The organism is Nonomuraea jiangxiensis (assembly GCF_900099965.1).
Lineage (GTDB): Bacteria > Actinomycetota > Actinomycetes > Streptosporangiales > Streptosporangiaceae > Nonomuraea > Nonomuraea jiangxiensis.
Genome location: NZ_FNDJ01000048.1, coordinates 25418 through 47303, shown reverse-complemented (window position 1 = coordinate 47303; position 21886 = coordinate 25418). Strand labels below are relative to the sequence as shown.

At 69.3% G+C, this 21886-nt stretch carries 13 protein-coding genes and 1 pseudogene; 5 read left to right on the top strand and 9 right to left on the bottom strand.

What is annotated here, in order from left to right; all coding sequences use genetic code 11:
* Positions 1-26: 26 nt before the first annotated feature.
* Both BLS95_RS51620 and BLS95_RS51615 read right to left on the bottom strand, forming a co-directional pair.
* Positions 27-1178, bottom strand: a complete 1152-nt coding sequence (locus BLS95_RS51620) for an FAD-dependent oxidoreductase (RefSeq protein ID WP_176993875.1) — start codon at positions 1176-1178, stop codon at positions 27-29.
* A gap of 75 nt (positions 1179-1253) precedes the next feature.
* On the bottom strand, positions 1254-2699 hold the full coding sequence (locus BLS95_RS51615) for an MDR family MFS transporter (protein WP_090946989.1): 1446 nt from the start codon (positions 2697-2699) through the stop codon (positions 1254-1256).
* Between the two features lie 125 nt (positions 2700-2824).
* Here BLS95_RS51615 and BLS95_RS51610 point away from each other — a divergent pair, with 125 nt between their 5' ends.
* The gene (locus tag BLS95_RS51610; RefSeq protein ID WP_090946988.1) at positions 2825-3442 is read left to right on the top strand and encodes a TetR/AcrR family transcriptional regulator; all 618 of its coding nucleotides are present in this window, start codon (positions 2825-2827) and stop codon (positions 3440-3442) included.
* Positions 3443-3474: 32 nt separating this feature from the next.
* Here BLS95_RS51610 and meaB read toward each other — a convergent pair whose 3' ends face one another.
* The 7 genes and pseudogenes from meaB to BLS95_RS51580 all read right to left on the bottom strand — a co-directional run bounded on the left by meaB (position 3475) and on the right by BLS95_RS51580 (position 17379).
* Positions 3475-4431, bottom strand: a complete 957-nt coding sequence (gene meaB / locus BLS95_RS51605) for a methylmalonyl Co-A mutase-associated GTPase MeaB (protein WP_090946998.1) — start codon at positions 4429-4431, stop codon at positions 3475-3477.
* A 190-nt stretch (positions 4432-4621) separates the two neighbouring features.
* The gene (locus BLS95_RS55195) at positions 4622-5059 is read right to left on the bottom strand and encodes a hypothetical protein (RefSeq protein WP_143044279.1); all 438 of its coding nucleotides are present in this window, start codon (positions 5057-5059) and stop codon (positions 4622-4624) included.
* Between the two features lie 3 nt (positions 5060-5062).
* Positions 5063-5557 (bottom strand): annotated as a pseudogene (locus BLS95_RS60130) (polymorphic toxin-type HINT domain-containing protein); the annotation flags it as partial.
* A 23-nt stretch (positions 5558-5580) separates the two neighbouring features.
* A complete protein-coding gene (locus BLS95_RS51595; RefSeq protein WP_090946986.1) occupies positions 5581-5934 on the bottom strand; it encodes a hypothetical protein in 354 nt (117 codons plus the stop codon).
* Complete coding sequence (locus BLS95_RS51590) at positions 5931-12818, bottom strand: polymorphic toxin-type HINT domain-containing protein (RefSeq protein WP_143044278.1); 6888 nt, start codon at positions 12816-12818, stop codon at positions 5931-5933. Before BLS95_RS51590 ends, BLS95_RS51595 begins: the two co-directional genes overlap by 4 nt.
* Positions 12819-12863: 45 nt before the next feature.
* Positions 12864-16352: a LamG-like jellyroll fold domain-containing protein gene (locus BLS95_RS51585; RefSeq protein WP_143044277.1), complete on the bottom strand. Its 3489-nt coding sequence runs from the start codon at positions 16350-16352 to the stop codon at positions 12864-12866.
* A gap of 463 nt (positions 16353-16815) precedes the next feature.
* Positions 16816-17379 carry a nuclear transport factor 2 family protein gene (locus tag BLS95_RS51580; protein WP_090946983.1) on the bottom strand — a complete coding sequence of 188 codons (564 nt, stop codon included), beginning with the start codon at positions 17377-17379 and terminating at the stop codon, positions 16816-16818.
* A gap of 441 nt (positions 17380-17820) precedes the next feature.
* On the opposite strand from BLS95_RS51580, the gene BLS95_RS51575 reads away from it, so the two are divergent.
* From BLS95_RS51575 to BLS95_RS51555, 4 genes are all read left to right on the top strand, one after another.
* Positions 17821-18690 (top strand): helix-turn-helix transcriptional regulator, encoded by an 870-nt coding sequence (locus BLS95_RS51575; RefSeq protein ID WP_090946997.1) that lies wholly within the window; start codon positions 17821-17823, stop codon positions 18688-18690.
* Positions 18691-19000: 310 nt separating this feature from the next.
* The gene (locus tag BLS95_RS51565; RefSeq protein WP_090946981.1) at positions 19001-19186 is read left to right on the top strand and encodes a hypothetical protein; all 186 of its coding nucleotides are present in this window, start codon (positions 19001-19003) and stop codon (positions 19184-19186) included.
* Between the two features lie 78 nt (positions 19187-19264).
* Positions 19265-20218 (top strand): phage baseplate protein, encoded by a 954-nt coding sequence (locus tag BLS95_RS51560; RefSeq protein WP_090946980.1) that lies wholly within the window; start codon positions 19265-19267, stop codon positions 20216-20218.
* 1160 nt (positions 20219-21378) lie between these two features.
* Positions 21379-21879 (top strand): hypothetical protein, encoded by a 501-nt coding sequence (locus BLS95_RS51555; protein ID WP_090946979.1) that lies wholly within the window; start codon positions 21379-21381, stop codon positions 21877-21879.
* Positions 21880-21886: the final 7 nt, after the last annotated feature.

Sequence of the window (21886 nt, the reverse complement as noted above, 5' to 3'; positions counted from 1 at the left end):
ACCGCGGAGCGACCGAAGGGAACCGTTCACGGATGGGCGACCATGGCGAGCAGGGCGGTGGGGCCCTGCGGGGACAGCAGGACGTCCTGCACGCCGTTGGACGCGGCAACGGCCTCCGCCATCCGAGTCAGCATCGCCGACTCGTACGCGCCGATCGCCGAGTCCAGGTCCGCATGCTCACCCGAGGTGAGAACGGTGACGAGTTCCAGGGCGTCCAGCAGGCCCATGTTGACGCCCTGCCCGGTGAAGGGAGGCATCACATGCGCGGCGTCTCCGATCAGGGTCAGGCCGGAGCGCGGCCGCCAGCGCTGCTCCACAGGGACGGTGTAGAGGGGCCACCAGACGAAGGTCGTCTCTACCTCGTCGAGAACGCTGCGCATCCTGGGCGACCAGTCCTGGAACTCGCGGTCCAGTTCGGCGCGGATGAAACCGGGATCGTGGAACGTCGATCCCGCGGCGCGGCTCGGGTCCTCGTGGCGGCGCTGGGCGAAGTAGACGCGGATCGAGCCGTCGCCGTTGCGCTGGCAGAGGAACGCCTTCTCGTGGCCGATGACGAGACCGGAGCCCTCACCGACGATCTCGGCGGCATACGAGCCGGGCAGCGGGCGGGCGATCTCACCGGCGATGAAGGTGACCCCGGTGTAGGTGGGGGCCTGGCCGGTGACGATCGCGCGGGCTCTGGAGTTGGCGCCGTCGGCGCCGATCACCAGATCGGCCTCGACGCTTTCGCCGGTTTCCATGACGATCCGCCAGCGGTGTCCTGCCCGCTCCACCGCCTTGACGGTCCGGCCCCACTCCACGGTCCCGTCCGGGAGCGAGTCAAGGAGCAGGGAGCGCAGCTCAAGCCGGTCGATCTCCGGCCGGAACTCGTCCTCGTCGTCTTCGTCGGTGGACAACAGCAGGACACCCTGGGTGTCGAAGTAGTTGGTGTGCTGCCCTTGCGGCCGCGCGGCGTACTCGAACTCATCCATCAGGCCGGCGGCGGCGAGGGCGGCCAACCCGCTGTCCTCTCCAAGGTCCAGTGATCCGCCCTGGTCCCGCGCGTCACGATCGGCGTCACGTTCAAGCACCCGGGGGCGGACGCCCCGCAGGTGCAGGAGCCGGGCGGCGGCGAGGCCTACCGGGCCTGCGCCGAGGATGACGATCTCAAGCTGGCTCAGAGCGTGTGTCGTGGGCATGAGTGTCCTCATAGTTCGGGGAGTAGGCCGTCCGGCGAACTCCCGGCATGAATTTCCGTGGATTGGGGAGGCGGGTCAGTATTCGGGGACCTCGACCTTGCCTTCGGCGACTTCGATCATTTCCTCCGAGAGGGGCTTCTCTCGCATGACGAGTGCGAGGACGAAGGAAACGACCATGAAGGGGACCGACCAGAGGAACACCGTCTGGAAGGCGTATGTCATCGAGGCCGGAGTGGGGTTCGGGCCGGTAGCCGCGACGAGGATGGCGCCGAAAATGGCGGCGCCGAACGCCGCGCCGATGCTCTTGAAGAAGTTCAGCGCTCCCGTCGCGGTGCCCAGGTGCCGGTTTTCGACCGCGTTCTGCCCGGCCAGGAGGGCCACCTGGATCATCAACCCCATTCCGGCTCCGGCGAACACGAGTGGTGCCACGATCGCCCACGCCGCCGTGTCGGCGTCCGCGAACGTGAGCACCCACATCGACACGCCGGTCACCGCGGACCCGATCACCGGGTAGATCTTGTATCTGCCGGTGCTCGCGATGAACGGGCCCGCGACGGCGGTGGCGGCGACGAGACCGAGCAGCATCGGGATCAGGAACAGGCCGGCCGCGAAGGCGGAGTATCCCTGGATGGTCTGCAGGAACAGCGGAACGTACAACATCGCGACGAAAAGGACCACGGCGACGAACCCGAACTGGATAGAGCAGATGGTGAAGACGCTCGACCGGAACAGGCTCAACGGGGTGATCGGCTCGGCCGCCCGCCTCTCGACAAGGATGTAGGCGGCCAGCCCGGCGACGCTGAGGCCGATGAGTGCCACGATCAGGGGCGAACTCCACGGGTGCTCGGTGCCGCCGAGGGTGGTGAGCAGCAGGATCGCCGTGGTCACCACTGCGGCGATCAGGCCGCCCGCCACGTCGACCCGCCTGGTACGCCCGATGGGACGGGGAAGGCTGACGCGCAGGGCGGTCATGACGATCGCCAGCACGCAGATCGGGATGTTGATGTAGAAGATCCAGCGCCAGGAGAGCGTGTCGGAGAACAGGCCGCCGAGGAACGGGCCGGCGATGAGAGCGAGGGTCGCGACGATCCCGGTGTACGCCTGGTAGCGGGAGCGCTGGCGGGCCGGCACCAGGTCGCCGACGATCGCCATCACCAGCGAGTTCAGCCCGCCGCCCCCCACTCCCTGGAGGCCACGGAAAACGATCAGCCAGAGCATGCTTTCAGCCGCGCCGGCCAGCGCCGAACCGACTGTGAAGATCACCATCGAGATCAGGAAGATCGGCTTGCGGCCGAACATGTCGCCGAGCTTGCCGAACAGCAGCGTCGTCACGGCGCTGGTGAGCAGGTACGCGGAGGCGACCCACGAGATCTGACCGGCGTTTCCCAGCTCCGCCACGATGGTCGGCAGCGCGGCCGCGGTGATCGTCTGATCCAGGTTCGTGATGAACAGGACGAGCATCAGCGGGACCAGGATCGTCATGATCGCCCGATGCGTGAGCGGATGCGGCGTTGCCGGCATGGCCTGAACCTTCCCCCTACGGTAAGTACGAGAGAAAAGTAAGTCACTCACCTATATGAGTCAAGCCCCCAAATTGTCAGCGCTGAAAAATGTGACCCACTGTGGCTTTGGGATACGCTGTCGGCATGAAATCGTCGCTGCGGGAACGCAAGAAGGAGCTCACGCGCCAGGCGTTGATCGACGCCGCGGAGCGCTTGTTCGAGGAACGCGGCTTCGACGCGGTGACGGTCGCGGAGATCGCCGACGCCGCCAACGTGTCGGTGAAGACCCTGTTCGTCTACTTCCGCTCCAAGGAAGACCTTGCCTTCGCCGACAAGAGCCTCATCGAAGCCGTGCTCGCAGGTCTGGCCGAACGCCCCGTCGGGACCTCGGCCGCCAAGGCGACGGCCGAGGTGCTGATCACGATGATCGAGAACGACCAGGAGGGCTCCGGCCTGGAGCGATTCCATCGCGGCTACGGCCAGTCCATGTCCCTCCAGTCGGGCCTGCTCCGGCTATGGGCCGACTTCGAGGACCAGATCACAGCCGAACTCGCCCGTGAGGCCGGCACCCCGCCGACCCCGGACATACGCCTGCACGCCATCCAACTCGTCGCGATCATCCGGCTGGCGACCTCCCCCGAGGCCCGCGCGGCCGTCGCCGGGCTCACCCCCGCCGAGTCGGCCGCGTACGTCAAGTCGATGATCAGTAAGGCGGCGGCCACAATCACCGGTCCAGATCCCGGCTCCCCCGCTCACCCGTAGGCCTGCCTGGTCGCGCGGCTCCAGATACCGTGTCAGAGCAGCGACTCAAGGATTTCCCTGGCGGCCTGACAGGCGTCAGCGCCGCCCTGGGCGACCCGTGCCGCCGCCTCGCCCAGCAGGACCGAGCCCCGCGGCGAGGCGAGCCGGAGCCGTACCGAGGCGAGCACGATCGACTCGATCTCGGCACGCGCACGTCCGCGTCGCCGCAGGCTGAGCATGCCCGTCTCCTCAAGCCAGCGCCGGTGCCCGGTCACCGCGGCGAGCACGCCGTCGAATCCTTCGTCCCGAGCCGCCACGGTCATGACGATCGGCCGCCGCCAGCCGTTTTTCGTCGCCGCCAGCTGACGAAGATCGCGAGCGACCAGATCCGCGCCCTCGCGATCGGCCTTGTTGACGGCGAACACGTCGGCCACTTCAAGGATCCCGGCCTTCGCGGCCTGCACGCCGTCACCGAGCCCGGGCGCCAGGATCAGGATCGTGGTGTCGGCCATGGAGGCGATCTCGAACTCACCCTGGCCGACCCCGACGGTCTCGATGAGAACCGTGTCGAAACCGGCCGCCTCCAGGACCCGGACCGCCTGCGGGACTGCGACCGACAGGCCGCCCAGATGCCCGCGAGAGGCCATGGAACGTATGTAGACGGCGTTCTCGGCGGTGTGAGCCCGCATGCGGATGCGATCGCCGAGCAGCGCGCCGCGGGAGAACGGCGATGAGGGGTCGACGGCCAGGACGCCCACCCGCCGCCCGGCCGCCCGCAGCTCTGTGATCAGCGCCGAGACCGACGTCGACTTGCCCACTCCGGGCGCCCCGGTGAGCCCGACGACCCAGGCACGCCCGGCATCAGGGGCAAGGGCGGCGACGACTTGGCCGAGCGCCGTGGCGTCGTTCTCGACGACGGAGATCAGCCGAGCGACAGCTCGCATGTCTCCGCCGCGCACGCGGCGGATCAGATCGGGGATGTCGGTGAGGCGGCCGTACGCGGCGGGCATCGGAGCGGCGATAACACGGGTCCGCTGCCTGCGAAGGTAGCCGGCCTTGCCCGGCGGGATCTTGACGACTGGCGGTTCGGCCAAGAGGCGCGGCTCCCTGCTGCTCGGCGCACCTGTGGACTGCCGGACAGCAGGAGGGAGCCCGCCCTCGAAACCCGCCGAAGCATCCGGCGGGACTTCCAAAATCCCCCTAATCGAGCCCGGCGAAGAAAGCAAGAGCGTATTCTTTTGAAGATCCGGTCCTGCTATGCAATTCATTCTCGTTGAAGCTGTTAACGATAGCCGAACCACCTCGCCGCAAGAGGTTGAAATAATATTGCGACATCTCCAGTCTCACGGCTCCAGCGATCGTTACACCCAGCAGGCGCAAACTGGTGGGGCCTGGATCACCTTCGACGGCTTCGAGTGATCCCGTTTCTCCTGATTGTGAGGTCAATATCTCGCGCCGAACAGTCCGAATCAGGTCCGCCAGAACGGGTAGTGCATCGGAGTCTCCAATGAGCAAGTCGAGCCGGCCTTGAAGCCAATCGGACTGCCCTATTTCCTTGACCAACTGAAAGACAAGCGAGAACTCGTCTCGACTGAGTTCAAGGATCACTCCAAGTGGAGCGCGGATGATGGTCGGCACAGACTACTCCAGGTCGTCAAAGTAATCACGCCCTCTTTGGGGAGTAAATACAGTACCGCTATGCGGAGCGTTAGGATCTTCGATTACTACAGCACCCGTGTCATTGTCATAGTGAGCCGAGCGCCCATCTCTCAGCCGGTATCGACTATCGACATTAGTACGCCTTCCCTCAAGAATATCATCGACGTAGTCCGCCAGCTTGTTCGCAGGGACTCCACTGACCCGATGGTCGAGGGCGCCCTCCATGAACCTCTCGTTGGCATGATTGGCAATATTGTTCGCCTCATCGCATGGGTCAGCGTTGTGTACAAGTATCGCCCGGTCGCCTGCCAGCACGTAGTACGTGTGGAGGCCGGCGACTGTGAGGTTGTGGACGCGTTCCGGCTCCGTCCAGGCAGTGGTGGCGGTGATCCGCACCTTCGCGCCGGTGTGCGTCTGGAGGTAGGTGCCCGGGGTGAGGTCTTCGGCATCGGCCCACGCGCTCTGGTGGGGCAGCCAGAAGGGGTGCCGGTCGGTTCAGTCTATGAGCCTGCCGTTTCCTGCTCCGATAGGTCGTCGCCGCCCATCGAGAGCAAGGCACTGTTGAGCGCATCGAGCAGATTTAGCCGTGCATCCCCCGCATCGGCCTTTTCGAGGAGGATGGCGAGGAATTCGCGATCCGGATGTCCGGTCGGCCCTGCCGTCTTCATCGCCCACATCTGCGACCAGATGGCGATCATCATCTCGTTGCAGGCTTGCGCCTGCCGGGCCGCCTGGGAGGCGTCACCGGTGAAGACGCCGCGTGCCGCGATTCCCAGACGATGACCCAGGGCCAGCAGGAACTTCTCCTTTCGGGGCGAGCCCAGTACTGTTCGTACTCGGTCTCCGATGTTCATTGCTCCATGTTCCAGAAATCCTCGTCTGTCATGGGACTGCGACCGCCATAGGTCTCTCGCGGCAATGAATCGACGTCGTACCCACGCGACCGCAAGATGTCGATCCTGTGGTTTCCGTTCATGATCAGCCCGTCCGGCTTGACGATCAGCGGTTCGGACGCCCCTGGCCTTAGGGAGAAGACTATGTCCTCGGTTTCCTGATTTTGCCAGAAGCTCAGCGTACTGTCGTTCAGCGATCCGCGAGGGTGCAGCGACCTCAGAGGCGGGTCGCAGGGACTGGAGTTGTGTACGAGGACCGGTGTGGCCCCGGCGAGCACATAGTAGGTGTGGAGGTCGGCGACTGTGAGGTTGTAGACGCGTTCCGGCTCCGTCCAGGCGGTGGTGGCGACGATGCGCACCTTTGCGCTGGTGTGCGTCTTGAGGTATATGCCCGGGCGGAGGCGTTCGGCGTCGACCCACGCGCTCTGGTGGGGCAGCCAGAAGGGGTGCCGGTCCGTGGTGGTGATCGTCCCTGTGGCCGTGCCTCGGGGGCCGTCGGTGTCCACGGTGAGGCCGATGAGGTGTTTGACCCCGTTACCGAGGATGACGGCGGTGACGGGTTTGGCGGCGGTGAATTTCGTGCGGGGATCGGTGGCGAGGACCTTGTCGCCGACCTTGACCCGCTCGATGGGTTTCACCGTGCCGTCGGCCATCCGGACCTTGGTGCCTGCGACGAAGCTGTTCGAGGGGCAGGAGCCGCCGCCGCTGCGGGAGGTCGGCCGCGTGCTCGCGGTGGAGCGGGTGGTGGCGGCGGTTCCCGTACCGGTCCCTGAAGCGGTCCTGGAGCCGGAGCCACGGCCGGTGATCCGGGCGACGGCATTGCGGGTGCTCGCGGCGGCACGGGTGGCTGCGCTCGTGACGGCCGCGCCCGCGGTGGTGGTGGCGAGCCGACCGGCGATGGCGGCGGCGGCCCGGCCGAGGTAGCCGCCGGCCGCGCCGGTGACCGCGCCGACGGCGGTGGCGGTCAGCGCGCCCCCGAGGGACTGCTCGTCACGCGGGGTGGACAGCGCGTACTCGGCGAGGCTGCCGGCGGCGCCGCCGAGGGCCATGCAGCCGATGCTGCCCGCGCCGCCGGTGGCGCCCAGGCAGGCGCCGGTGACGACGACCGTCACGGTGACGTTGACGGTGATGCTGATGATGGTGTCTTGGTGCTCGTCCCAGAAGTTGCCGATCTGGCAGCTCCAGCCGCACTGTTGCGGCGCGGCAGCGGGCGGTGCGGGTGGCGGGGAGTAGTAGCCTCCACCGCCACCGCCTCCACCGCTGCCGCCGTCGCCCTTGGGGGGCTTGCCGCCATCGCCCTTGGGTGGCTTGCCGCCACCGCCGCCGCCGAGGTCGAAGAGGTCGAGGCCGTCGGCGTCGGACATGGTGACGGGGCTGTTGTTGGCGTAGGCGTAGCCGTTCCAGCTCTGCGGGTCCGACTGGTCGAAGAGGGGGTCGACGGAGAGGAAGCGGCCGATGGCGGGGTCGTAGAGGCGGGCGCCGACGCTGATGAGACCGCTGGCGGCGTCGATGACGCCGCCGACGAAGCCACGCTCGCCCGGCCAGGACGCGGGGGCGTCGCCGCGGGGGCCGCCGAACGGCAGGGCACGGCGTCGGATGACCGCCTGGGTGTCGTCCGCGGTGATGACGATCTGGGCGGTGCCCTGGTGGTCGGTGCGCATCCAGGTCAGCCCGCTCGCGGTGCGTACCGCCACCGTGACGCCCGCGTGGGCGTAGTAGCGGGTCGCGGTGAGGGCGCCGGTCTGCTTGGCCAGGCGTAGCTCCATGCCGGGCAGGGCGAGGGTGGTGCCGGTGTCGTCGCGGCGCAGGAGGCGGTTGCCGTCGAGGCCATAGACGTACGTGCTGACCTTGCCGTCGTCGGTCGACTTGACGGGTTTGCCGAAGGCGTCCCAGTCGATGGTGTGGCCGTCGCCGCGCTGGACGGTGTTGCCGGTGGCGTCGTAGGAGTAGGCGTCGCTCTGCCCGTCGCGTGGCCCGCCTTGGTAGGAGACCGAGGTCAGGGTGTGCGGCTGGGGCTTGTCCTGTCCGGCGTAGGTGTAGGTCGCGGTGGCGTCTTTCGAGGTGTCCCCGGCCGGGTCGTGGACGGTCTGGCGGGTCCGGTTGCCGACGACGTCGTAGGCGAACGACTGCCAGTAGGGCGCGGCGCCGCCGACGACGGTGGCGGCGTTGCCCGCGGTGGGGGCGGTGGCGCACTGGTCGGTGCCGGTCCACGCGTTGGTGAGCCGCCGCAGATGGTCGTAGGTGTAGCACTGCACGTCCGGCGTCTGGCCTGCCGGGGCGTCGGCGACGCGGGTCAAGTTGCCGGTGTCGTCGTAGCCGTAGCGGACGTCGGCGACGGAGACGGGTGAGGTCTGGCGTTGCGTCAGTGCCCGGATCAGCCGGTTGGTGCCATGCTCGTACTCGTTGGTATGGGCTACCCGCCTACCGCCGTCGGACAGCATGGTCTGCAGGACCTGTCCGAGCTTGGAGTAGGTGGTGGAGGTGACGTAGGTGGTGCGACCGCGCAGGGTGGTGGGGTTGCCGAGTTCGTCGTAGCCGTACAGCAGGGTTTCCTGTGGCAGGTCGCCGGCGGCGGGCAGCCCGGTACGGCGGGGCTTGCCGTCGGAGTTGTACTCGGTGGTCGACGTGTAGGTGCCGGCGAGCCTGCCTTCGGCGGCGGGGATGACGACCTGGCTGCCGGTGGGACGGTAGGCGTGGTCGTAGCCGATGACCCGGGTGGTGTAGGCGTCCGTACCGCCGCTTGCGTTCTTGACGAAGCTGGTGGCGGAGACCGACTGGCCGTGCGCCCGGGTGCCGTCGGGCAGCACGTCGTAGGTCCACTCGGCCAGTTTGGTCCCGCTGGCGCCGGTGCCCTCGTGCACCGCGGTCTTGCGGCCGAGCGCGTCGTAGACGGTGTGCAGACTTCTGTCGCGGGCGTCGGTGGTGGTGACGACCTGGTCGATGTCGTTGTAGGCGATGCGGGTGGTGCCCTTGCTCGGGTCGTCCACCCGTACCCGGCGGCCCCGCAGGTCGTAATGGTGGGTCCAGGTGCTGCCCTGGGCGTCAGTGATGGTGGCCTGCTGGCCGGCGGGCGTGTAGGTGTAGCGGGTGGCGTCGAAGGCGCCGGTGGGAGCCTCGCCCTTGTACTGGCGCAGTTCGGTGAGTCGGCCGCGGGCGTCGGCGATCCGGGTGGTCGGGGTGGAACCGGCGGGTGGATCGACGCTGACCCGTTCGCCGTCGTAGCTGGTGGTCGTGCGCCATCGTTCGGTGCCGTTGACGCGGAAGATCTCGGCGGTCGGCCATTCCATGCCGTTGTAGGTGGTGACCTGCTGGCCGGGGACGTCGTCGTCGCTGTTCGGCGTCCACAGCGTGGCGCCCGGCGGTTGCTCGTTGTAGTAGTCCTGGTTCGTCTTGGCGGCCAGGCCACGGTCGTCGTAGACGGTGTCGTTGACCAGCCGGCCGCCGCCGGGGGCGGGCTGCTGCGTCTGGCGGGGCCGCAGCAGGCCGTCGTAGATGGCGTAGCCGGTGGTGTAGGTGGCGCCGTCGTCGCGCAGGGTGGACGTGGACACCGTGGTGGGCGCGTCGGCGCGGATCTGGTAGGCGAATCTCAGGTTCGGCGTCTGGGCGTTGGCGGCGCGGCTGCGGCCGGGCAGCCACACGCCGGTCAGCCGGCCGAGCGGGTCGTAGGTCATCTCGGTGCGTTTGCCGTTGACGTCGACCGTGGCCGTCGGCTGGCCCCAGGCGGGCTCGGTTTCGGTGACGGTCTGGGCGCCCAGGGCGTCGGTCTGGACGACCTTGGTGACCGCGCCGGTGGCGGGGGTGTAGGTCTGGGTGGTGGCGTGGCCGGCGGCGTTGGCGGTCTCCAGCGGCCTGCCGTAGGAGTCGTAGCGGGAGGTGGCGACGGTGACGTACCTGGGCTGGCCGTTGACGTAGTCAGCGAGCTTCTCGCTCCTGGTCACGTCGCCACGGCTGGGGGCGGTGTTCCACGCCTTGCCGTCGTAGTGCCGGCGCACGTCGGAGATCACGTCGGCCGGACGGTCCGGGTCCTGCGCGCAGGGCTTGGCGACGGTCTCGACGCGCGAGGCGTAGGAGAGCATCCACCGGGTGGTGTCGCGGGCGTAGGTGGTGCGGGTGCAGGTGTCGTCGGCGGGGACGGACAGGTCGCCCCGGTCGTCGACCTGGGTGGCGAGGCCGTCGGCGTTGTAGGCGGTCTCGACGAGGGTGCGCCGCCAGCCGCCGCCGGACAGGGGCTTGCGGATCCGGGTGGCGCCGGTCTTGACCAGGTGGGCCGTGGAGGTCGCCCAGGAGCGGACGCGTTCGGCGGTCTTGCGTGACCAGGGGTCGTTGACGGTGGCCGAAAGGATCGCACCGCCAGGCCCGTCGTAGTTGATCTCCTCGCGGAGGAAGCCCTGGAGGTGCTCGGCATCCTCCATCTGACCGTCCTCGGAGTCGGTGACGGTGCCCTGGCGCTTGCCGCCGTCGTCCTGCCGGTCGCCGTCCATGCCACGGAAGTAGCGGTACTCGGTCTGGCTGCGTACGTCTCCTTCGCCGTGGGTGACGCGGACGCGTCCGTAGCCGCGCCACTGCGACCACGTCTTGTACTTCTCGTCGGTCAGGCCGTCGTCGTCATCGTGGCGCCAGGCGGCCCCGCCGAGGTAGTCGTAGGCGGTGACCTCGGCGGGTGCCCCGCCGGTCCGGTCGATCTCCTCGATGCGGGTGACGACGTACTTGTGGAACCAGTCGCGTTCCGGTTCGGTCGCTCCGGCGGGTGACCAGTACTGCGGGAAGCAGCGGCGGGCGTTGGTGTCGATGTCCGGCTCGTCGCCGGCCGCGCAGTCACGGCCGGAGTAGCCGATCGACAGGCTGCCGCCGGTCTCGTTGTCGATGGCCGAGATGCGCCATTTGGTGAGCGGCGGCAGCCCTTCGGTGGCGTCGACCCGGTTGGGGAGTTGCACGCCCCCGAACCTGACCTCGGGCAGCGCGGCCGAGCCGCCGACCTGGCCGGTGTGCTTGATCGACGCCAGCCACAACGACGCCGAGGTGCCGTCGCCGGGCGCCCGCATCTGCTGGGTCAGCGTCCAGGTGTCCACGGGCTTGTACGCGCCGTTCTCGTGCACCTCGGTGCGGATGCCGGTGAGCCGCTTGCGGGTGAAGAAGGTGGGCGAGTGGTTGTCGGTGCACTCCTGTCCCGCGTCGCAGATCTGGTCGTAGGGCACGTCCGGCCAGCGGAACGCGTTGGCGGCGGTGAGCTTGGCGGCGGCGCAGTCGAAGTCCTCGTTCGGGATGCACCGCTCGGCGGTGGTGAAGTGCACGCGGCCGGGGGCCTGGCTGGTGAAGATGGCGTCCGAGCGCTGCCCGTAGTCGATGCGGTCGAGGTGGCCGCCTCGGACGTAGTCGTCAGGGGTGCCGTTGGGCACGCCGTCGGTCAGCGAGGTGACGTCGCGGCGGTAGTGGTTGGTCTCCGGGGTGTACCAGAAGGTGGACACCGTGCCGCGGGGGTCGACGACGTAATCCAGGTTCCACCGCCACGCCTGGTCGCAGTAGGACCCGGATAGATCGCCCGATTCGTGACAGGGGTCGCCCGAATCGTCGCCCATGACCGGGACGGTCCAGGTGGAGCGGGTGGTGCTCCTTCCGCTCTGCCAGCCGGGCAGGCGGTTGAGGCCGAAGTAGTACTGGGTGCCGTCAGGGGTGGTGACCCGCCAGTGCTCGCCGTTGTCGTCGCCGTTGGTGGTGCCGGTCAGCCGTTCGACCCGGGATCCGTCGTCGTTCTTGGGCTGCCACGCGCCGGTGTCGTCGTCCTGGATCAGCTCGGTGGCGTGCCCGTTGAGCGACATGACCGCGTTGTTGTAGCGGTAGCACAGGTCGTTCCGCTTGGGCGTCACCCCCTCGTCGGCGCACTGGCGGTAGCGCCGCTCGATGAACCCCGGCCAGTACGAGAAGCCCTCGCCGATCCACGATGACTGGTTGTTGGTGGAGACGGTGCGGCCGTCCACGCTGCCGGAGGAGTAGCCCAGTTCGAGGGTGGGGACCGGCCCTCCGGGGGCGGGCGGGATGCGCAGCGGATAGGACCAGGCGAACGAGCCGGTCTGCGGGCTGACGCTCCAGGTGGCCGACGGCGACAGGGACGTGGCCTTGTAGTCACCCGCCGGGCCGGACGGCGCCGCCTCGGCCGCGAGCAGGGTGCCCTCCGCCGTGGCGTCCACGTCGGCGGTCAGCCGTCCGGCCGTGACGTCGTTACCCGTGGGCAGCGGGGTCCCTCCCCGGCATCCCCGCTGCTGCGGGGTGGTGAGAGCGCAGGCGGGCAGCCGTACGAGCCGTAACCGGCTGCCCCAGTCGCCGCCGTAGGCGTGCCGAAAGCCGGAGTAGTCCAGCCGTAAGGAGACGCGGCCCGCGCCCTCGGGGGCGGCCACCTGCAGCCCGAGCCCGGTGATGCCGGCGCGGGCCGCGGTCTGGCCGTCCAGCACCCGCACCCGCACCTGACCTGGTACGGCCTGGGCGGAACGCTCGCCCGCCTTCTGCTCGGGCGGGCCGACCCAGACCGGGAGGGCGCCCGCGCGGACCGGCTCGCCGGACGCGCGGAACCGCTCACCGGCCAGGGTGACGGTCGCCGTGGCGGCGGCCGGCCAGGTCACCTTCGGCGGGGCCGTCGCCTCGGCGGCCTCGGCCGGGTCGACCAGGGGCCGCAGTGGTGTCGTCTCGCGTCCGGGTACCGATCTCTGCGATTGGACCTCGGCGGGGTCCCATGCGGGGTCGCCCGCCGCGGCCGGGGTGGCTCCCAGCAGCGACGCGACGAGTACGAGCACGACGGGCGCCGCGAGCCGCGCCCACCGTCCCCGGTGGCGCTCCCATCTGCGACTGACCACGACAACCTCCATGAACACCAGGTGTGATACGGGAACAGGCGATGGTCAGGCGCCGGTGGTGGCGCCGGCGGCGAGGTCGGCGACCTGCCGGTCGGTGAGCGTGCCGGTGAAGACCCGCACGTCGTCGATGTCGCCGGGCCAGTGGTCGACCAGGCCGGCCAGGCTCTTGGCCCGGCCGATCTGCAGCCCCCCGCCGCCGTGCCATCCGGCGAAGGGCAGTTGGTCCTCGAGCTGGCCGTTGACGTAGAGCCGGAGCCGGCCGGCGGGTTCGTCGTGGACGGCGGCCAGGTGCACCCACGTACCGATCGCGGTGGAGTCCACCGGCTCCGCCGACGTCACGTGCAGCCACTCGGTGCCCTGCGCGACGTCCGCCCTGACCGCGCTGAGCGACCAGTAGGGCGCCCACACGCCGTTCTTGGTGTGGCTCCGCAGCCCGAGGAAGAACGCGCTGCGCACCGAGCCGTCCTGGCTGAGCGCGGTCGCCGTACGGCTGGGCACCGTCGTGCCGTCGCCGGGGTCGGCGAGCCGTACCCAGGCGGCGACCGCGTAGCTCCGGTCGGTGCGCAGGACTGGCGTGGCGCCGGTGCCGGCGAAACCGTCGGTGCCGTTGAGCCGCAGCGCCCCTCCGCCGCCGAGGCCGTCACCTGTCCAGGTGGCGCCGCCGGACAGGGTGGCGGGGGTGGTTCCGGCCGAGTCGGCCGCCGCGGTCCCGGCGGTCTCGTCGAGCTTCCACCAGGCGAGCTGGGTGGGCGGCTGGGTGGCCAGCGCGGCGATCTCGTTGGTCAGCCCGAGGTCGTTCACCGTGCGGGGATGGTCGGACAGGATGCGGTCCCACACCTGCAGGTCGTCGAGCCGGCCGGCGAAGTGCCCGCCGTAGGCGCCCTGGTAGCGCACGCGGCCGACCTGGAAGGCACCGGCGGCGTGCCACGGGGCGGCGGTGAAGGCGGCGGTGGACTGCAGCACCCCGTTGACGTAGAGGCGGAGCTGCCGGGCGGGCGCGTCGTACACGCCGACCAGGTGGGTCCACACCCGCAGCCGCGGCGCGGTGTTCGACATGGCGCGGACGATCTGCGTGTCGTCGGTGTCGGTGGCGTGCCGGTTGAACACCCAGCGCTGGTCGGCGGCGGAGTAGGAGAGCTGGAAACCGCTGGCGCGGGTGCCGGCCTGGCTGAGCACGGTGGAGTCGACGCCGTCGTTCTCCAGCCGGGCCCAGGCCGCCACGGTGAACCCGGCGTCAGTGCGCACTGCCGGCCCCGCCGTGGTGCCATGGACGGTGGCGCCGTCGAGCTGGAGCGCCCCGCCGACCCGCCCCCCGGTCCAGCGGACGCCGCCGGCGAGGGTGACCGGGTTGGCACCGGCACTGTCGGCGGCGCCGGTGCCGGACGTCTCGTCCAGCCGCCACCGCCCCACCGCGTCGCGGCCGGCCTGCACGTAGAAGTCGTAGGTCGCGTAGCGCTGCCCGACGTTGCCCGCCCGGTCCACCGGGAAGACGTACAGCGTGTTCAGCCAGTCATGGCGGGGAGCGATCTGCACCGTCACCGAGGTCTGGCCCGCCGGGATCGCGACCTGGGTGGCGGGGGTCGCCAGGGCCGGTTCGTCCAGCGCGTACCGGAACCCGGCGACGTCGGTGTCCCCGGTCCCCGGGGTGAAGGTGAACGCCCCCGCCGAACCGACACCGCCCTTCCAGTCGTCGGGCGTGTCCGGCGGATACACGGGCGAGGCCACCTGCGGCAGCGTCGCCGGGTCCGTGGTGTCCACGGCGAACTCGCACCACCCCGTCCACGCGCTGGCGTCCGTGCCGTCGTAGGAGCGCACCCGGTAGGAGTACGTCCAGCCGTTGGCCAGGACGGGCAGCAGCAGTTCCCGGTCCACGGGTTGGGAGCTGGCGACGTACCCGGTCTTGCCGTCGCCTGGCAGGGTCGAGGTTCTGTCCTCCCACTGCTGTGTGTCCGGGTTGAGGCGGCGGAACGAGAACTCGGCCCGTACTTGGTCGTTGGTCTTGTCCGGGTCGTAGATCCTCGCCTTCAGCCGCAGCCGGTTCGCCGCGTCGCCGGCGTTCACGTACGGCCGGCCCGCGCCGGTGGCGCACGGCGTGCCGGGCGAGGTGCCGATCCCGGTCGGTACGGCGGGCCGGGTGTTGTAGTCGATCACCAGGCGGGGATAGTTCTGGAACCCTTTCCAGCCGTAGGTGGAGCTGTCGATGTCGTCGCCGTCGCGCATGCCGAATGTCGTTGACGACCAGCCGCTGGCCGCCGCCGAGGTGACGGCGCTGGTGACGTCGAACTCGATGCTCTCGTCGGGGCAGGAGGAGCTGTAACCGGCGTCCGAGGCGACGGTGTCCAGGCGCTCCCGCCAGGCGGGCTGCTTGGCCCACGTGGTCGCGGTCGAGATGCCGCCGGTCAGCCACAGCTCGACCGCCTGCGGGCTGGAGGTGCAGCCCCACGACTTGTCCTGGGTGATGCGGAACGTCGCCTTCAGGATGTGCTTGCCGTTGACGTTGTCGCTGTCCATCCGCCAGAACGAGCGCTTGACGCCGCCGCCGTAGTTGCCCGCCTCGGGCTGGTGGCCGGAGTTCCAGTACTCCTGCTGCGGGAAGGCGCGGTCGACGTACGTCCACGCCTGCTTCGCGCCCGACCACTGCGGGTCGATGTACACCGGGAACTCGACCTCGGAACCCGTCAGCAGCGCCGGATCGGGAAGCACCGCGACCTGCCCGGGGGTGACCTCGACGCCCATCGCCGCACGACGGCCGTCCACCGGCGGCGAGACCGCCTGCATGCGGACGTCCTCCCGGACGCCGCCGGAGGAGTCCCACATCATCGGCGTGGGGGAGTGGAACACAGGTGTGCCTGCGCTGGTGACCGCCTCGATGCCGCCGGTGTCGGTCTCGCGCAGCGTGACGCCGGTGACGCGCGTACCGAATCTGAGCTTGCGTAGCGCCTGGTTCTTCGCCGCCTCCCGGGTCTTGACGACCAGGACCTCCGAGTAGCCGAGCACCCACGCGGTGATCTTCAGGTCCACGCCGGGAAGCACCTCGGGGTAGGTGGCGGTGCTGCCGTCCAGCACCGGTTCGGGTAATGGGCCGGGCCAGCTCATCTCCACCGAACGTGCGCCGTCGCCGATGCGGGCCAGCGCCGCGTTCCCGCCTCCGGAGAAGACCAGCTCCAGCGGCGTCGCGACGGTACGGATCGAACCGTCGGACTCCTTCCGGAGAGTGGTGTCCACCGGCACCCAATCTTGGCCCCGCCGCACCCGCTCGGGCAGCGCCGAGGTCTCAGAGGTGAACGTGCCATCCGGGTTGGCGAACACCTGCCGGGTCTCGGTCCGCAGGGCCATCGCCTCCACCCGCCGGTCGTCCCGGCGGGCAGCCGATTGCGCCTCCTCGACCCCGACCGAATCGGCGACCCCCGTGGAGACCCGCGCCGCGCGCCGGACGTCGCCCAGGGCGGGAAACCCCGGAAGAACGGCGGCTAGGAGAACCACGATCAGCCCGGCCGCCACCGGTAACACACATCGTCGCAACATCATCGCCATCCGGCGTCCTTCCTCGTCGCCGGACCGGCCCGATCGGCCGCCGGACAGCAGACTGCATCTCGGAATCGAGAAGGAGAGTCGATCTTCAGGCTCGCTCGGCGGAGGGCTGGGCGCAAAGTCCGACCTGGTATGCGCGCATACCCCTGAGGTATGTCGGCGCTCGCGTTCGGCCGAGGTTCCCGGTCGCTCCGTGGGGTTGATGGGAGGTGGCTGTCGTCGCGACGCAAGCGATCGTCTTCGGGGTTACGGGCTTCCCTGCGCTCCCGCACTCGTACGCGAACTGTCCGCCACAAGCGACGAGTTCCGGTGGTTGTGGGCTCCCAGCCCGTCGCGGACAAGACCCGCGGCAGCGACCCGCCTCGCCCACCCCAGGTTCGGCTGCTCCGACGCCGGGCATCGGTGCGGCGCCGAGCCAGTACGTGACCATCACGCGCCGGGGAGTGGGCCTCGGCTCCTCAGGCGATCACCGTGTCCCTCCGGTCACCACTGCCTGGTTTCCGTCAACCCAGGCCGCGTGCAGCGTCATGCTGTCGATGACCCATCCTCCGCCTGTGCGCCGCAGGCCGAACCGGTAGGTGCCGCCGACCGTCCACAGCGGGCCGCCGGTCGCGGTGACTCGCCGGTGTACGGCCACCAGGTTCGCGACGACCGTCGCCGTGTCCCTGTTGACCGTGGGCAGGATGCCGGCGATCAGGTGCTGGGTGCTGTCGAGGCCCTCGCTCTGGCCACGCCACCGCGCGACCAGCTCGGCCCTCGTCACCTTCTCGGGATTCCCGCCGAACAACGAGGTGAAGTCGAGGTCGATCGTGTCGGCGAGGATCGATGCCAAGCCGGCCCAGTCCTGATCGTCGGTGAATCTGCCGTACCGGTTCATCGTGTCCACCAACGCCTGCCGATCCTCCACGGAGATGTCCCGTACTCGTGGGGTCGCGGCGGCCGCCGTGGCCGTCACCGGTGTCGCCCCGAGCGCGAGGGCCCCGAGCACGCCGGCCACCGTCGATCGGCGGGTCATGTCTTTCGCGGTCATGAAGGTCCTTTCAGCTGGGATTGCTGTGTTTCGGACGGTGGTCGGACGCGCCCGGGGTTCACAGGGTCGCGCGGAAGTGGGCGTCTGCGGCGTCCACGGCCGTGGTGACCGCAGGGTTCTGGTCGTAGAAGTCGAACTGGGTACCGGTCGTCCAGATGAGGTTCTTCGGTCCTCGAAGCGCTCCCTCTCAGTTCCAGGAGAAGAGCCGCGAGTCGGTTGGTCATCCGTGCGTGGCGCGGCCGACCGGCCTCCGAGCCGAATGCCGTGCCGCAGGTAGCGCCTCTCGCGGATGAGCCGTTCACCTCGATCGTGCCCGCCTGCGCCACGGCCGACCAGGAGCCGCTTGTGACCAGCCGACCAAGAACCAGGAACGCCGGGACTAGGCACGGCAGGGCTAGGATCCGCGGCGCGCCGATGCCGTCGGCCCGGCAGACTGTCACCATGGCGACTCGTGAGCTGGCGCACTTCCTCCGCACCCGCCGCGCCCGGATTCAGCCCGAGGACGCGGGTCTGCCCACCTCAGAGCGGCGCCGCGCGCCAGGTCTGCGCCGCGCGGAGGTCGCCATGCTCGCGGGGATCAGCCCCGACTACTACATGCGGCTGGAACAGGGACGCGACGTACGGCCCTCGTCGTCGGTCCTCGATGCGCTGGCCCGCGCGCTGAAGTTCGACGACGACGAGCGGGACCACCTTTACCGGCTCGCCCGCGCGGAGCCCGCCCCACCGATCCGCGCGGCCCCGCCACCCGTGAACGCGAGCGTCCGCCGGCTCCTCGACGTCATCGACCCGGTGCCCGCGTACGTCCTCAACGGCAGGCTCGACGTGCTGGCCTGGAACACGATGGCGACCGCCCTGATGATCGACTTCGACGCGACCCCTCCGGCGCACCGCAACCTGGCCTGGTTCACGTTCTGCGACCCACGCGCGCGGACGTACTACGTCGAGTGGGACACCATCGCCTGCCACGCCATCGCCCAGCTCCGCACCGCCACCGGCCTGACCCCGGACGACCAGGCGACCAAAGCGCTGATCAGCGAACTGGCGGACCGCAGCGAGGAGTTCCGCACCTGGTGGAACCGCCACGACGTGAAGGGGCCGGGCATCGGGCGCAAGGAGTTCGACCACCCGCTTGTCGGCAGACTCACCCTCGACTACGTCTGCGCACTCCTGCCGGGCACGATCGACCATCAGCTCATCACCTACACCGCCCCGGCGGGCAGCCCCGCACAGGCGGCACTCGACCGCCTCGCCGCCGACCGACCGAACAGCGCGAGAGGCAGGATCCAAGATCCGACCTGGGCGACGAGCTGAAACAGCCGAACGTACGAGAGCAGCGCGAAACCGCCCGATCCCGACAGATCTGGCGCCCCAGCTTCAAGATCGATACCCTGAGTCTTCCCCGTCAGCGGAGCACCGCACGTGCGCCGATTCCCATGGTGATCCTCCTCGCGCTCACCGTGCCTGTAACCCCCTGCGTCACCGCCAACCCGACTTCTTCATCCTGGGATTTCCCGAAAACGCGGTACGTCGCCCAGTACGCCCTGTACAACAACGGCCCATGCGTCGGCCGCGTGGCCAGGTGGCGCCTGCCTCCGATCAGGGGAGGCACCACACGCGCAAGGTGACCTCCGAAGCCAGGGCCGCCGCCACCGCCGCGCGTTCCACGGTGGCCTCCACGATGGCCGGGCAGCCCGCCGAGGCCCTCGTCGCGCTGCTGAGGACGACGGCTCCGGACCCGAAAGTGGCCGGCCTCGGCAACCTTCCCGCTGACAAGCGGTTCGAGCAGGTCACCGGGCCCATCGAGTGAGCAGGCCATAGGGCCCATCGTGGCTGTCGCCCTCGGCCCGGCGACCCCGGCACAACTATCAACAAGGGATCAAAAGATATGGCCTCTCATGTACGCGTTTCCCGCAGAGGGCTCCTCAAGCTCGGCGCCGGTGTCGCGGCGACCGCCACGCTGGCGACCACGCCCGCGAAGGCCGCGGAAGGCCGGTTCCAGCTGACCGCCCCGTCAACCTCGCTGATCTGGAAGAAGGCCCTGTACGACGAGACCGTCCTGCAGTCGATCGCCTTCGACAACCGCAACGGTCACATCTACACGCTCCAAGTGAAAAACGGCGCCGACTCCAACGCGGCCGGTCACCTGTGCCTGTCCAAGCTCAGCCTCACCGACACGATCCTGGGCCACATGTACCTGATGGGCTTCGGCCACGGTGTCCAGTTCGGGGTCGAACCGTCGGGGACGTCGGCCTACCTGTGGACGGAGACGGACGGGGTGAGCGACGGCGCGAGCTTCCGGGGCACGAAGCTCGCCAGGTTCAAGTTCGTCAACGGCCAGACGCTGACCACCTCGTCGTCGGCGTTGACCAAGTACAAGCCGATCGCGGGCTCCGACAACACGACGTGCGCGATCGACCCCTCCACGAACCGGCTGGTCATGCGCTACTGGGACGGGAGCCGTTTCCGCTACGCGGTCTACACGCTGGCGGACGTCAAGGGGGGCTCACCCACGCCGCTGTCCGACATGGCCCAGCCGTCGGGGCTGGGCACCTTCCAGGGGTACGCGGCCTACGGGAGCTTCGTCTACATACTGACCGGCACGGCCTACAGCGACGCCAACCCCGCGCCGGGCAACACCTACGTCACCTGCCTGGACCTGCGCACGGGCGAGCAGGTCCAGCGGGCACGCAGCGTGGCCGGCAAGTCCCTGGACTACCGCGAGCCCGAGGGCATGGGCATCCAGATCGTCTCCGGCGCTCCCCGCCTGTGTCTCGGCCTGGCCTCGGGCGTGGCGAGGGCACGCAAGGCCAGCATCTTCTACAAGACCGAGCTGATCTGACGTGGGGTTGACCTTGTCGGCGGCCTTGGCGTCTTCGGCGCGGACGCGTACGTGCGGGAGGCGCGCCTGCGCCGAACGCTTAAAGTGAGAGGGCACGGGCCTCCTACCGGCAGGAGGGCAACCCAGGCAGTAGGAGGCCCGTTCCACCCGCTAGCGGGTGGACTGATCGATCACCGTCCAGATCAGCCAGCTCAGCCATAGGACGAACCTGATCACGGCAAAGCCGGTCCTCAGCGGGCGAAACCGATCATCGTTGGGACGAGGCGTCTCCACGGGCATGCCTGCCTTTCTCCGCCATCCGGCGGCGCCGGCCGGATGCCATGGACAGGCGGCGAGCGCGAGGTGCCTCATCCGCGCGTCTATTGTCTTGGACGTACGTGTCAGCAAGCTGCCCTGTCCTGTTTGGCCAGGTCAGCGAGGTTGCAGTCGCACGCCGCCTGAGGCACATCCACGTCCCGCATCAGGCCGAAGCAGAGTCCGCTCGGCGAGAATCCGCAGGCAGGAACGGTCTGCCGGGTCGATCTCAAGGTGCATCCACGACTCGATCAGCGCCGGCATGCGCCGAGGAAAGTGAAGTAATCGCCGCTCGCCGATGTTACTGAAGCTCACATCCACGTGTTCCACCGGGTCAGACAGGGTTGGCTCGGAACCGAGGGGCGGGAACGACATGTCGTCGGTGACCACTTCCACCACGGAGTGCTGGCGCGTCCAGTCATGTACGGGCGGCCCGTGGTTCCGAACCCCACCGACGACCGGAGTGGCTGCATGGCCTTCGAGTTGGCGCTGGCCTGGCTCGTCGGGGCGCCGCCGCCCGGCCGCTTCTGCACGGTCAGGTAGTTGCGGTGGATCCGCTGGACGCTGCCGTCCTGCATACGGACCTCAAGCCGGCCGCCTCCCACGTTCTTGACGACGGTGCCGCGGCCGCCGCCCCACACCGACACCACGGCGTTCGTCTCAATGAACCGGCCCCTGCGGTCACGGGGGGTGCAGGTCGGCCTCGAACTTGACGCCGAACCCGCGGCGTGCCATGACATCCCAAGCGTCGTAGTCGGACAAACCAGCCCCCATGCCCCCGGCGTGTGCGTGCGAGGGTGCAGAGTGCCGACTCGGCGGCTTAACATCGCATCGGCCTAGCTGGAGGTCAGGCTCTCCTTGTACGTGTGCGCTCTGTCAGCGCATGCGCTCGCGTCTTCAGGGCGTTTGCCGACAAGAACGAAGTCCTGGCCGCCTGCCTCGCCGAGGTCACCGACCCCCGTCACGTCGTGGGCGAGCTGGCGGCCATCGACCCGTCCGAGCCGCTGCGCGACCGCCTGATCGCCCTCATCGAGGTCATCCGCGCCCAGGGCGAGCGCACCGGCCCTGTCGTCAGCGCCGTCAGCCTGGCGGGCCAGGCCCGGCCACGTGACCACCGATCATTGTCGGACGAGGACCGGGCCCGGCTGTCGGCGAGCAGGACCGCCTCGTACGAGCGGTTGCACGCCGCCACCGCCGCCATGCTGGAAGGTGACGCCGACGCACTGCGCACACCCGTGGAGACCGCCGCGAACCTGGTGCTCGCGATCGTGATGGCACTCGGCCGAGGGGGAGGTTGGGACGCGGGAGCCGCCAGCGTCACCACCGATGGGCTGGCCAACCTCATCCTGCACGGCGTCCTGGCGTAACCCCTTT